Origin of the sequence: Secundilactobacillus paracollinoides DSM 15502 = JCM 11969 (genome assembly GCF_001311135.1) — a bacterium.
Classification (GTDB): Bacteria; Bacillota; Bacilli; order Lactobacillales; family Lactobacillaceae; genus Secundilactobacillus; species Secundilactobacillus paracollinoides.
The window spans coordinates 182643-196792 of the sequence record NZ_BBAG01000001.1; the positions used below are offsets into that span (position 1 = coordinate 182643).

The 14150-nt window shown below is 46.6% G+C and carries 6 protein-coding genes and 5 pseudogenes; 7 read left to right on the forward strand and 4 right to left on the reverse strand.

Annotation, left to right across the window (positions count from 1 at the left end):
* Positions 1-60: 60 nt before the first annotated feature.
* Both JCM11969_RS19495 and JCM11969_RS00925 read left to right on the forward strand, forming a co-directional pair.
* Positions 61-555: pseudogene (locus tag JCM11969_RS19495) on the forward strand (YfhO family protein); the annotation flags it as partial.
* A gap of 19 nt (positions 556-574) precedes the next feature.
* On the forward strand, positions 575-3163 hold the full coding sequence (locus JCM11969_RS00925) for a YfhO family protein (protein WP_263849974.1): 2589 nt from the start codon (positions 575-577) through the stop codon (positions 3161-3163).
* A gap of 181 nt (positions 3164-3344) precedes the next feature.
* On the opposite strand, the pseudogene JCM11969_RS00930 reads toward JCM11969_RS00925, so the two are convergent.
* Positions 3345-4815, reverse strand: a pseudogene (locus tag JCM11969_RS00930) (C69 family dipeptidase).
* 203 nt (positions 4816-5018) lie between these two features.
* Between JCM11969_RS00930 and JCM11969_RS00935 the strand changes: the two are divergent.
* From JCM11969_RS00935 to rfbB, 4 genes and pseudogenes are all read left to right on the forward strand, one after another.
* Positions 5019-5849 carry a YitT family protein gene (locus tag JCM11969_RS00935; protein WP_225353078.1) on the forward strand — a complete coding sequence of 277 codons (831 nt, stop codon included), beginning with the start codon at positions 5019-5021 and terminating at the stop codon, positions 5847-5849.
* Between the two features lie 60 nt (positions 5850-5909).
* A complete protein-coding gene (gene thmT, locus JCM11969_RS00940) occupies positions 5910-6098 on the forward strand; it encodes a 2-hydroxymuconate tautomerase (protein WP_054707118.1) in 189 nt (62 codons plus the stop codon).
* Between the two features lie 618 nt (positions 6099-6716).
* Positions 6717-8228, forward strand: coding sequence for a glycerol kinase GlpK (glpK, locus tag JCM11969_RS00945; protein WP_054707121.1), 1512 nt, complete (start codon positions 6717-6719; stop codon positions 8226-8228).
* A gap of 89 nt (positions 8229-8317) precedes the next feature.
* Positions 8318-9288, forward strand: a pseudogene (rfbB, locus tag JCM11969_RS00950) (dTDP-glucose 4,6-dehydratase).
* Between the two features lie 131 nt (positions 9289-9419).
* Here the strand turns inward: rfbB and JCM11969_RS00955 are convergent.
* On the reverse strand, positions 9420-10244 hold the full coding sequence (locus JCM11969_RS00955; RefSeq protein ID WP_054707124.1) for a Cof-type HAD-IIB family hydrolase: 825 nt from the start codon (positions 10242-10244) through the stop codon (positions 9420-9422).
* A gap of 146 nt (positions 10245-10390) precedes the next feature.
* On the opposite strand from JCM11969_RS00955, the pseudogene JCM11969_RS00960 reads away from it, so the two are divergent.
* Positions 10391-11744, forward strand: a pseudogene (locus JCM11969_RS00960) (RsmF rRNA methyltransferase first C-terminal domain-containing protein).
* Between the two features lie 287 nt (positions 11745-12031).
* Here JCM11969_RS00960 and fni read toward each other — a convergent pair.
* Both fni and JCM11969_RS00970 read right to left on the reverse strand, forming a co-directional pair.
* A pseudogene (fni, locus tag JCM11969_RS00965) lies at positions 12032-13068 on the reverse strand (type 2 isopentenyl-diphosphate Delta-isomerase).
* A 3-nt stretch (positions 13069-13071) separates the two neighbouring features.
* Entirely contained in the window at positions 13072-14145 is a 1074-nt protein-coding gene (locus JCM11969_RS00970) for a phosphomevalonate kinase (protein WP_054707332.1), read from the reverse strand.
* Between the last annotated feature and the right edge of the window lie 5 nt (positions 14146-14150).

Sequence of the window (14150 nt, forward strand, 5' to 3'; positions counted from 1 at the left end):
TAATAGAAGATGGCATAATTCTGAAAAAAAGTGTGATTTATTGAAAAGGCGGGAGAACTGATGGAAAAACGATCATTTAAGATCCCAGTTTGGCTGATTTACTCGGTGGCGTTTGCGGTGGTCATCACCGCAACGTTTGGGTTACTGCGATTTGAGGGATTAACGAATATTTGGCGTGTTGATGGGATTGCCCAACACTTTCCAATTTTAAAGGAATTTTACGGTATTCTTCACGGAACCGTTCACCAATCGTTATTTAGCTGGTCGTGGAATCTGGGGCTTGGCGCTGATCAAATGACAAGTTTTGCCTATTACGTGGTCGGCGATCCGTTTGCTTATCTGATTGCTTTATTCCCAGCGGACAAGATCGAGCTGGGGTACCAACTGCTGACGATCGTTCGGCTGTATGCGGTCGGGTTGTCATTTCTGGCACTGGCCAGGCAACTGCGGTTCAAGCGTGCTGGCTCACTGTTGGGGGCACTTATTTACACGTTTAACGGGTTCACCTTCTACGTGAGCTTCCACCACCCATTCTTCTTACTGGCGCCATTTTTCTTCCCGCTGTTGTGTTTGGGTGTTGATAAAATCTATCAGGGGGAAGTCATTTCTTTGGCTGACTGGCTTTACAGCACTCGTTTTGATCTGCAATATTTATTTCTCGTACTTGTTGGGATTAGGCGCACTGGTCTTTGCGATAGCCCGCTATGCCGATTTAAAACGACGTGGCGAACTTGTCCGGTCATTTCCCAAATCACTTGGATATTTTGCGGCAACCGTTGCCTTAGCGTTAGCTGTGGCGAGCGTGATCCTGTTGCCGACGTTACTGGCGATGATGTCATCGTCTCGGACGGGCAGCGCGACCTTTGCGAACGGGTTGAGTTTATATCCACTGGTCTACTATCTCAACCTGCCCAACGCGCTATTTAATACCACTGGGACCATGTATTACTGGGACGTCATTGGGACTGGGGCGCTTTCATTTGTTGCCGTCGTGTGGACGTTTAGGCACTTTAAAGACCACATTGCACTTAATGTGACCTTGATTCTAATTGCGTTAGGCGTCTTAGTTCCAGCCTTTGCCGCCTTTATGAATGTGATGAGCACGCCATCTAACCGCTGGCTGTTACTGGCAAGTTTACCATTAGCGTTAGCGGTTGCCAGTTTTACGGACAGTTTGGAGTCGCTGACCACTAAGGATTTCAAATGGTTTATCATTGCTGCAACCGGTTTTTTGATCCTACTGTTCGTTGGAAACGGCTTTACTTTCCTGCTGCGGCCGAGCCACTATCTAAGTTATGGGTGTCTCTTCATTTTCATGGTGATCCTTTCCTATGGCTATATGCGGTCGATGAACGGATTGCCGTTTAAAACGATGCTGCTGGCGTTGGTCGGTTTAAATGCGATCGCAATTGGCACCAGTTTTTATAGTACGAACTTCAACGCGTCGGTTGCTTATAATGAAATTCCAACGGGGAGTGCAACCAGCTGGGCGAAGAATTTCTTTGATGGCGCAGATAAGTTCCTTAAAAAATATGATAAGTCCTTCTACCGAACGTCCATGATGAGTAACTATGACATCCTGGACACGGCCGGAAACAACATCCCGATGCTGTTGGGGACACATACGATTGAATCGTATTTCTCCGTCCAAAACGGGGCAGTCAACAATTTTAATAAACAATTGGATAATAACCAACAAACAATGAATGACCCGACAAGTGACGCCAACAACCGCACAACGATGCTCAATCTTCTGGGTGTAAAGTACGTTTTTGCACGGCGTGATGACGTGGCTCTGAGACGATCGTTCCCGTATGGGTTTAAACTTGTGCGCAATAAACAGGGCAAGATGGTGAAGTTTTCTAACCGAACTGTCTATAAGCTGGAAAATCACTCCAGCACCGTCTTGTTGAAGAACCAGAATGCACTGCCGCTGGCCTACATGCAAACGCGTCAGCTGAACAGCAGCTCATACAATAAACTATCTGGTAACGACAAGGAACAGGCGCTGCTGACTGGGGCCAAGGTCGATCATCAAGTTGCCGGTGTTAAAACGACCAAGGCGACGTCAGCCTCGAAACCTATGAGTTACACGGTGAAGTCGCTAAGTGAACCAATCACGACCTTGGCGCAACTCATTCGGTATCGTTTGACTAAGAATAACGATTTACGGGTAGATCACCTAGATGTTAATAAGTATTCTGATGCGCAATTGGTCAAGTATTTCGCAAAGTCCGCCAAACTCGGTCACGTTTCCAAACGGGTCAACAAACTGCTGACTGAAAATGCTGCCATGGTCACTAAAAATAACGCTGAGAATGCTAACGGCCTGAAGAAGGTGACCAGTGATGTTGCCGGCAACCATCAGGCTTATCAGCTGGAAATTAAAAATCCGCAACGCTATCGAAACTCTGAGCTGTATCTGCAAATTAAGGGTATCAAGATCAATCAAACAACGACCCAATCGAAACTGACGCAGTTGTCAAACCGGTTAACCTTGTTGGATGAACCAACGACACCGGCCTTGAAAGTCACGCACTGGCGGTACGTTTTGAATCACCCGTCGTTTGGCGGTTACCTGATGAGCATGAACACATCGACCAGCAGTAATAATCTGATTCAGCTGGGCTACAACAACATGTCTGATTATGAACAGAAGGGCAGCGCCACGATCAACCTTGGCTATTCTTCAAGAAAGGTTGCCCGCCGATTGATCAACATTTGCTTCTCAGGTGAGGATAGTATTAGCTTCAAGAGCGTGAAATTGGTCGCTGTGCCGTTTAATCGGTCATATGAGACCAAGATTCATCGCTTGCAGAACCAGGGCTTAAAGAAGCTGAAAGTGACAAATAACACGGTCAGTGGGGTTTCAACCACGAAACAAAATGCCATTTTGACCACGTCGATTCCGTATTCAACAGGCTGGCATCTGACAGTGGATGGGAAGGCAACGCCAACCCAGAAGGTCAATACAGGGTTTGTGGGCGCTAGTGTAAAGGGTGGCACGCACCGCATCAAGCTAACGTATGAAACACCAGGGCTCGCTGTTGGGAAGTGGCTAACCCGCATTGGCGGGGTGATCTTTATTGGCATCTTCCTTGCTGAAACAGTGTTAGTGATTTTACGAAAACGCCGACCTGATAACCAGAGAAAACGGCATTAGCTTCGAGTTTACAAAATAGTGCTGCTTAGCCCACGAAAATGGGGTGCGGCACTATTTTATTTTGAGAAACTTAGTTTGGAATAAAAAGTTACTTTAACCTATTAATTAAAAATCAAACCAAGCACCTACGCAAATTAAAGCGCCGAACACATGTTACAATGTGCTCGGCGCTTTTTGACGCTTATAAGTTTAGATCTTGTTTGTACCTAAGTGGTGACAGACCAGTGGCCTTCGTGATCAAATCAGCTGTTAAGTCACGATAGCGTTTAAGCCTAATTCGGCTTGCGCGGTGCTGACTTTGGTGAGGTATGCAGCTAATTCAACACCATCTAAGTCTTGACCAACGTGATCAGCTTCAATAACCGCTTGGCCAAACTGCTGGTTTAAGTCCTTTTGCACGTCAGATAATAGGCCGCCAAATTCGTGGTAGTGGCTATCGACCATAACACCAGCCTGTTTATAGACCCAATAGGCAGAATCTGGTTGATAAGAGACCTTATCACTTGTTTGATAGGCGGCTGGCGTAGATAGGATGCCCGCATAGAAGGGCACGTAGACGCTTTGCGCTGCGACGCCCATAGCCAGCCAATGGATGCCTGCTAATTCTGGTTGCGCGAATTGTCTCAATTGCAGAACATGGGATTCCTGAGTCGTTGCAAGGCTAACGGGTCGGAATCGTTTACGGTCTTCTGGGCTGCCGCTGCCGATAGGATCGTAGGCGGTGCTTGGTAGTGGGAACTTAAGAAAGTCTTAGCATCATCGACTGATAAAAGATTGGTTGCTTGCCGCAAGAATGGTAGGTCATAGCTGTTGACAGCCTGACTGATTTCAGGGTTGAACATTTTTTGTCCATACCAGACCCGTGGTAGGTTATAGTAGGTATCCATCTGGTTTGCGGTGCCAAAAATTTTCCGGAAGTTGAACCCCTGACGAACAGGATTTAGCGCATAATTTGAAACGAATTTCTGGATGCCAGGGTGCCACATGAAGTTGTCAGGATCAGCGAAATCAATTTCTTGAATGGCCATTTGGTTGGCAATCACGGCGTAACTATCATCTGGAATTCGCTGGGCGACCCAGTAGTGGCCGGAGCCGGTCTCGAAATACCACGCTTCATTTTGGTCAGCAAACAGAATGCCGTTTGATTAATCAGTACCATAGGTCGCGACAATCGTGCCGAGACGTTTCACACCTTCGCGTGCTGATTTGATATAGGGGAGTGTGACCGTAATCATGGCCTCTTCACCAATGCCGTCTTTGACAAGCGGATCAGCTGCTAAAACGCGCGCGTTTGCGTAAGTACTTTCAGTCGCACTCATCGCAACGCCATATTCGTTAATGCCGTCTTCTTCAAACAATCCATATTTAGTGGTCCACTCAGGCGTTGCCGTATACTTGGCTGCCTGCGTTGGCAGCGGCATTGAAAAGGCGTTATCCTGGGAAGTGAATACTTGTGAGTCGTCGTGCGTCACAGCCGGATGGACCACAAAGTTCTTTGGCCACGCCGGACGTGAATCTTCGTTTCGGCCAATGATTACAGAGCCGTCAACTGTCGCGTTTTTACCGATCAAGATACTGGTACATGCTGAGAATGGTTCAGATTGCACAATAATCCCTCCAATAAACTCGTATTGATACCTGTATTCTATCATTAACCTTGGCAAATAAACATTAACACGCCGTGAACCTGCTCATGCAAATTTAACCGGCAAAACGGTAGTACAGTGGCGGGATTTATGGTATAAATAGTACCTTATGTTATTCGTTAAAAAAGAAGGGTGGACCTGCAGATGCAATTAAAAATTGACCAGAAAGATCTTGCGCTTAAAGTAGCGTTGATGGTGGGCTCATCCTCATCAGTGCCTTTGCGCTGAACGCCTTTTTGATTCCAGGGAACATTTTCAGTGCCGGGATCAATGGGGTGTCACAAATTTTATCTCTGTTACTCAAAAATGTGTTTCGCCTGACCGTCAATACTGGGTGGCTGATCCTGCTGTTTAACATTCCGATTGGCATTTTAGGGTGGGCAAAAATTGGCCGCGGGTTTACGATCTATAGCTTTTTAACCTCGTTTCTGACGTCATTTTTAGCAATTGTCATGCCCATTCAAAGTGTTGCGGGGCACAACCCGTTACTGAGTGCACTGTTCGGTGGTATCTTAACTGGAATTGGTGTTGCCTATCCTTTGAAGTATGGCTTTTCCACCGGTGGAATGGACATCGTGGCTGTGGTGCTGGAAAAAACAACGGGGAAAACGATCGGCACCTTAATGATGGTCACGAATTCTGTCATCGTGCTGATTGCAGGAACCAAATTTGGCTGGGAAAACGCTCTGTATACGATCATCTCGATTTACGCAATGTCACGGGTTGTGGACGCCATTCATACTCGGCACCAAAAGCTCACTGCCTTTATCGTGACGACCAAGACAAATGAGGTCATTGATGGCTTGCACGACACGCTGATTCGCGGTATCACGATCATGCCAGGTGAAGGGTCCTACAAACGGCGCCCAGGGTCAGTCCTGATGGTTGTCATTTCGCGTTATGAACTGTACGAATTAGAACACGTTGTTAAGTCAGTTGATCCGCAGTCCTTCGTCAACTTGGTCAATACAATTGACATTGAAGGGAACTTCTACGATGAGACAGAACAACTAAAAGTACGAAATCAATCCACTCATTGAAATTTAATGAAAAACCGAGTATAATTTTGAGCAATTAACTAAGAAGGAGCGTTTTAAAAAATGCCAATTGTACACATTGACCTCATCGCAGGTCGTTCACAAGAACAACTTAAAAACCTTGTTAAGGACGTTACTGACGCCGTTTCAAAGAACACTGGTGCACCAGCAGAACACGTCCACGTCATCTTAAGCGAAATGGCAACCAACCGGTATAGTGTTGGTGGCGTTTTGAAGAGTGATGAAAAGTAGTAGAGTGCAGAACAAACCGTTTAGATAGCGGAACAGAAGGGCACTAATCAATGAAATCCCGGGTTTGGATTTTATTAATTAGTGCCTTCTGTGGTAGCTATCTGGTTTGTGGCGCACGTTTCGGCTCGAGGACAGGAGAGCGGGAACTAAGTCTCTTTACCTTATTTTTATGTATTATTATATTGAGAAACAGTGGGTTACTCTTTGTATAAGTGGGCTTCTCTCCTAAATAACGTCTCTTAATTTACAGAATTTTTACCTGATTCCTTCTGGGCCTCTCAGTCGAAACGTGTTCCAGGCAACGGGAGGCCATGTAACGGGCTCTGACGGAAATACCAAGTTCGGGCATTTCTGCCAGGATAGTGGTACTCACCTATATTGCCGAAACGTGTTCCAGAAGGCAAGGGGCGGCCATGTAACGGACTCTGATGGAAATGCCAAGTTCGGGCATTTCCATCAGAGTCCGTTACATGGCTGCCCCTTAAGCGCCTTCTTCCACACTCTTGTTTTTATTTTAACGTTTTTTAATTGGCGTAACCGCTTTTATTAGGTATACTAGGGAAAGATACAGTTTCAAAACGCAGATTATAAATGATTGAATGAATGGAGACGGCTAACATGAATGACGAACAGTACATAATGGCAATCGACGAAGGAACCACGAGTACTAGGGCGATTCTGTTTAATCGTGATGGGAAAATTGTGGGGCAGGCGCAGCGTGAATTTCACCAGTATTTTCCAAAGCCGGGCTGGGTTGAACATGACGCAACCGAAATTTGGAGCGCAGTTCAGTCTGTTGTCTCTGACGCTGTCATCAACGCTAAAGTCCAACCTTATAAAGTTCGCGGCATTGGAATCACTAACCAACGGGAAACCACGATTGTTTGGGATAAACAAACTGGCGAACCAGTCTATCACGCAGTAGTTTGGCAATCGAAGCAAACCAGTGATATTGCTGATGCCCTTAAGGAAAAGGGCTACGCGGACCTGATTCACCAAAAAACCGGTCTGGTTATCGATTCTTACTTTTCCGCAACTAAAATCATGTGGATCCTAGATAACGTTCCCGGTGTCCGTGAACGCGCGGAAAAGGGCGAGTTACTGTTTGGGACAATTGACACGTGGATCCTTTGGAAACTTAGCGGTGGTCGAATCCATGCCACTGACTATACGAATGCCAGCCGGACAATGCTTTTTAACATTCACGATCTTAAATGGGATGAAGAGATTCTTGATTTATTGAACATTCCTGCAAGCTTGCTGCCGGAAGTCCACTCGTCATCAGAAATCTATGGCTATACAGCCGGATACACCTTCTTCGGTCTTCAGGTACCCATTGCCGGCATTGCTGGGGACCAGCAGGCGGCCTTATTTGGGCAAACTGCTTACGATAAAGGATCGGTTAAAAACACTTACGGGACTGGGGCGTTCATTGTGATGAACACTGGGACCGAACCAACCTTGTCAGATAAAGGCTTGTTAACCACGATTGCGTACGGCGTCAATGGTGAGATCACATATGCGCTCGAAGGAAGTATTTTCGTTGCGGGTTCAGCTGTTCAATGGCTGCGTGATGGGATGCGGTTGTTTGAGCATGCCTCAGAGTCCGAGAAGATGGCCGTTGACGCAAAAACAACCGGCGATGTGTATGTCGTTCCGGCCTTCACAGGGCTTGGTGCACCGTACTGGGATCAAGAAGTACGTGGTGCAGTCTTTGGCCTTACCCGCGGGACGACCCGTGAACAATTTATCCGCGCCACACTGGAAGCCATTGCGTACCAGACACGCGATGTTGTCGATACCATGAGTGCTAATACCGGAATCGATATTAAGACGCTCAGCGTTGACGGTGGGGCCGCTAATAATGATTTCTTAATGCAGTTCCAAGCAGATATTTTAAATACCCACATTCAACGCGCAGCAATTGCTGAAACGACCGCGTTAGGCGCTGCTTACTTAGCAGGGCTGGCTGTAGGGTTCTGGGATAGTATGGACGAAATTAAAAACATGCATCAGATCGGCAGTACCTTTGATCCGCAAATGGATGAGGATGCTCGCCACCAATGCTATCAAGGCTGGCAAGCAGCCGTAAAGGCGACGCAGCTTTTTAAACCTAATGAAACACTGTAACAGTTTTACTCAGATCTAGCGATAACCGGCGTTCACGCGAATGCCGGTTTTTGTTTGAGTCAGAAGAAAAGACATAAGGAGATGATCATTTGCGGCTTTTAGTCACTGGTGGTGCCGGATTTATTGGCAGCAATTTTATTCACTACGTTTTAAAAAAATATGACGACATTACACTCTTAAACGTTGATAAGTTGACCTACGCCGCCAATTTGGCATCGCTGGCTGATATTCAGGACGATTCACGCTATACGTTTATCAAGCTAGACATTACCCAAACAGACGACTTAAGAAAATTAATTGACCAGTACGGGATTACGCACATCATCAATTTTGCAGCGGAATCACACGTTGACCGTAGTATCGAAGACGCGTCGGTGTTTTATCACAGTAATGTGCAGGGGGTCATGAGTTTACTGCAGATCTTACAAAAACGACCAGCACTCCGGCTGCTGCAAGTTTCAACTGATGAGGTCTATGGCGATATACCACTTGCGCAATGTCCCGTCTCTGAATCGGCACCGTTAGCACCAAGCAGTCCCTATGCTGCTTCAAAGGCAGCTGCTGATCTAATGGTTCACGCGTATTGTCGCACCTACGATGTCAATGCGGTCATCACCGATCGGCAAATAACTATGGCCCGTATCAAAACGTTGAAAAATTGATTCCTAAAATGATTAGTCAAGCGCTTTTAAAACACCCACTGCCAATTTACGGGACGGGGGAAAACATCAGAGACTGGCTTTTTGTATTAGACAATTGCCGAGCACTCGACCTTGTGTTGCGTTCGGGGCATTCTGGTGATATTTATAACATTGCGGCTCACGAGGAACTGACGAATAATGAGATCGTGTCAGAAATCTGTCAACTTACACATGCAGATAAAGGCTTGATTCAGTATGTCAACGACCGGCCCGGACATGATCTGCGGTACGCTATTGCAACTGATAAAATTAATCAACAATTAGGATGGCGACCCACAGTAACGTTCTCAGATGCAATTAAACAGACAGTTGTATGGTACAAAAACCATTTGGAATGGTGGACGCCGTTAAATCAATAAGCTGGTTAACACAGCAATCAAACCGAATGAAATGACTCATCTACATCCTGTTCTGACGTTTGCTGTATAATACAAAAACAAGGCCAGTCAGAAAGTATCCATTTCTGACTGGCCTTGTTTTTAATGTCGCCTTACGCTGTAACCGTCTTTTCAAGATGAAAGGCCTTTTGCAAATAGTCGGCTAAGCCGTCCTCCTCGTTCGTGTATGCTGTTTCATCATTCGCAATCGCTTTTAAATGCGCGGTTGCGTTTTTCATGGCAACACCAGTACCTGCGTATTCGATCATATCGTTGTCATTCTGTTCATCACCAAAAGCAATAACGTCCTCACGCTTAATATCATAGAGGTGCGCAAGAAACTCTACACCAACAGCTTTTTGAATGCCCTTGGCGCCCATTTCAATGACGCTGTTTGGACCGCCCCAAGAATTTACATCGACCTGATCGCCATAGTGCTCGTGCACGTACGCAATAAATCGAGGCTGAGCGTCGCGTTTTAAAGCAATGGTGAGGCTAGTTGGATTTTGTTGTAATGATTGGCGGGTGAGCACCTGCTGCTTGGTGAGTGCAGACGGGAAAAAGCCATATACCAGCGACTTAGTTTGGTTTGCTAAAAATAGTGTTTTGCCTTCAGCAGCCATGGCTTCAACGTCAAATTCACGCTGATGCTGCATGAGATCAAATACAATTTCGCGATTAAAAGTGTACTGGTACTCCTTATCCCAATGTTTGTGAGGCAAATGACCCAGCGAGCCGTTGAAATTGATCATCGGTGTTTTTAGACCCAGCTGATCATAAAATTGCTGCGAGATCCGGTTCGGTCGACCGGTCACAATACTGACGATGTGGCCCGCGGCAGCAACCTGTTGAATCGTTTTGATCGTTGTCGGTGAGAGGGCAGCATCGTTGTTTAACGTTGTCCCATCAAGGTCAAGCGCAATTAACTTTCGTTTCAAATCAACACATCCAGTTCTTTTGAGTTTATCCTGCTCACTATACCATAGAATGGTCTAGAGGTCATCTGACGGCACCTTCAGTGGCGTTCAGGCTAGAAATGTCGTATACTTTTCCAGAATGATTAAATAGAGATTGGAGTCATACCGTGAATTTACCAGAAGATTTCATTAAAAAATATACCCAGCTTTTAGGTGACGAAGCCCCAGCATTTTTGGCGAGCTTTGACCAACCTGAGTATAGTGGGTTTCGAATCAACATTGCGGGCATCCTTGCCAAAAACGTGGACCTATCACAACCAGTGCCATATACAAAATGGGGCTACTACGGCAAAGTAACCGGTCATACGGTTGCGCATCAATCGGGTGCTGTGTATAGTCAGGAACCAAGTGCCATGTTCGTTGGCGAAACAGCCCATCCCGTTGAAGGCGACCGTGTGTTAGACCTGTCGGCTGCCCCTGGTGGGAAAACAACGCATTTGGGCAGCTTTTTAAACAATACTGCTTACTCGTCAGCAACGAGATTATGCCAAAACGCGCAAAAGTATTATCTGAAAATGTTGAGCGGTTTGGGTTAACGAACACGCTGGTTTTGAATGAAACGCCTGAAGTGATTGCCAAACATTTTCCGGCCTACTTTGACAAGATAGTGGTTGATGTGCCTGTTCTGGTGAAGGGATGTTTCGAAAGGATCCCGAAGCCATATCATACTGGTCGCTGGACTACCCGAAGGCTTGCGCAGAACGCCAACGCATGATTTTAGCTGAAGCGGTTAAAACGATCAAGCCTGGCGGTGAACTTGTGTATTCCACCTGCACGTTTGCGCCGGAGGAAGACGAACAGATTATTGCGTGGCTGCTGGAAACGTACCCGCAATTTGAGATTGTGCCGATCGATAAACCAGCCGGCATTGTTGATGGTCGGCCAAATTGGGCTGACGGGAACCCTGACTTAGCGGGAACTGCACGCCTGTTTCCGCATTTGATGAAGGGCGAAGGACACTTTGTAGCGAAATTACGCCTGAATGCGCCACTTGTTGCAGAACAAAAAGTCAGAACTGAAACGTCGCATACGAGTAAAGAAGAAAGTTTGCTTTTTAAGCAATTTGTTGCTGAAACTTTGTCACCAGCATTTCAATATGAGAGTAAGCGGCTCTTAACGTTTGGTGAACAGCTGTACTACATGCCAGACCATATGCCACGCCTCGAAAAATTGCGTGTCGTGCGTCCTGGCTTGCACTTAGGGACATTGAAGAAGGGCAGGATAGAACCCAGCTACGCGCTTGGATTAGCCTTGAAACCGGAAGAAATTAAGCAGAAACTAGAAATTACACCAGAGGAATGGCAGCTGGTCGTTCACGGCGATATCTTCAAGCGTGATGACCTCCCAATCAAAAAGGGGTGGGTAAGACTGGTCTGTGAAGATCAGCCGATCGTGTTTGCGAAGGTTGTTGGTAATACTGTGAAGAATTTCTTTCCGAAGGGGTTGAGGTTCAAGGTGTAGAGCGTGGAGGAAGGCGGTTAAGGGGCAGAATGTAAGCAACTCTGGCAGAAATGCCTGATTTTGGCATTTTTGCCAGAGTTGATTACATGGCCGCCTCTTGCCTTCTGGAACGCGTTTCGGCAATATAACAGAGAAGGGCGATAACGCACTCTACTCGATCAGAATTGGTAAATTTAGATTTTTGTCAAAAATGATTTACTTCCATCCAACTACCTAATCAGAAAACATTAGAAACCAAAAAAGCCAATGCCCGCAGCATTGGCTTTTTGTATATAACAATTTAAAATTCAAATCTCAATGCCACGCTGCTGCATATAGTCCACAAGCGGTTGGTCAAAAACCACCGGCACTTGTGTCAAAGCACCAACATTTTTTGCACCAACCAGCAACATCAGTTGTTTGAACTGTTGTAACCATTCTTGGAACCAAACGATTGTGGCATCTAAGTCAGTTTGAATCAGATGGTGCAGCACTTCGCCTGCCATCGCCACACAGTCGGCGCCTAAAACAAGCGCTTTAATGGCATCTAAAGGCGTCTTGATACCGCCGCTTGCAATGATCACCGGCTTCGTTTTCAATCGTCGCATTTCCAAAAGGGATTCAACGGTAGTGAGTCCCCAGTCAGCGAGGTAGGCCATATCCTTATCACCACGACGAAAGTTTTCAATTTTCGCAAAATCAGTCCCGCCACGGCCGCTAATATCGACTGCCTGCACGCCAACGCTCATAAGTTGCTGGACCGTTTTAGCAGTCATGCCAAATCCAACTTCCTTAACAATAACCGGCACATTGAGGTCTGCCACAAGCTGTTGAATGTTTTTGAGCCAGCGAAAATCTTGGTCGCCCTCTGGCATGACCGTCTCTTGTGCGGCATTAATGTGGAGTTGAAGGGCGTTTGCTTGAATCATGTCAATCGCCGTCTTGGCGGCTTTTAGGCTATGATTAGCGCCCATGTTGGCAAAAAGAATGCCAACCGGATCATTGAGACGCGCAACACTGAAGGTTGCAGCGAGTTCCGGTTCACGAATGGCAACACTTTGCGACCCGACTGCCATGGGCAGGTTAACCGCCTTAGCAAGCTGACTTAACAGGTCATTTAGCCGACCAGTACGCTCACTGCCGCCCGTCATTGCTTCGATCATGACAGGAAATGGCAATTGAAAGGCGCCAGTTTAACCTGGGTGTTGATATCAGTTAGTGCCAGTTCAGGCAAGCTCTCATGAATCAGGCGCACTTGTTTAAACCCCTGGTCATCGGGTTGCTGATAAAACTTTTCTGCAAGCGACACGTGTTCATCTTTACGATGTGATTGTTTGGAAGTCATTCGCTATTCCTCTACAGTGTGGACGTTAAACGCTAATGGTGTGACGTGATGCGCTTGCCAATCAGCAATCAAGGCATCGATATCTTTGGCCTTATCGATCAGTGCGATTCCGCAGTCACCACCACCGGCACCGGACGTTTTCGCAGCGCCGCCGTGGGCTTCAGCAAGGTCACAGAGTGTCTTTAACAACGGCGTTTCAATATGGACGTGCGTAAAACTATCCAGTTCGTTTAAAATACGGCGGTTCATGGTCAATTCTCGTTGAATTGCTGCAAGATCCTGGTGTCTAAATCCATCGACCATGCGGTTCAAACAAGCCTGACTATTCGTTAAAAAGGCTTGGTAATCTGCGTGCTGTTTGGCCTTATTCAGGGCAACTCGGTCAACGAGATGCGAGGTCGAGGCAGGTGATCCGGTCCAACCGACAAGCAGTTTTAAGTTTTCTGGTGGGGTCAATAATTCAACCTCAAGGCCCGGCCATTTTTGGTCTAAGAGGTCGGCAAACGAGTACGTTTTCCGCACCAATTTTAACCACTCGCGGTCAAAGGAGTGGTAGGCGATCCAGCCGCCATACACACTGGCCGCAATATCACCCAATGAGCCGTTACCCTGAACATCAAAGTGTGCAATCGCTGCTAATTTAAATAACCGATTGTGATCAACGGGTAAGTGATAAAACTTACAGAGGGCTTTAATGGTCGCAACCGTCACAGCGGCGGAAGAGCCTAACCCGTATTTGCGACCGTCAGAACTGTCCAGATCACTTTCAACGGTGAGGTGGTAGATGCCTAAAGGCTGTTTCAAAATTTTTGCGTAATCTTCAGTCACTTTAATGGCGGACAAAATGTAGTGGAAGGGATTATCACGGTTATCAAACACCATTTCCCCGTCTTCACGCCGCCAGTAAATCGAATTTTCTTGATACTGTGCGGACACAATACTGCCGATTTGGTCAGCCGTTTGAATGCTGACCGTGACAAATTGATCCAGGGCGACAATAATTGCGGGGAAACCTGTTTCCACAACGGCATATTCGCCAGCAATATAGAGTTTACCTGGGGCTTTCACAGAAATCAAAAACA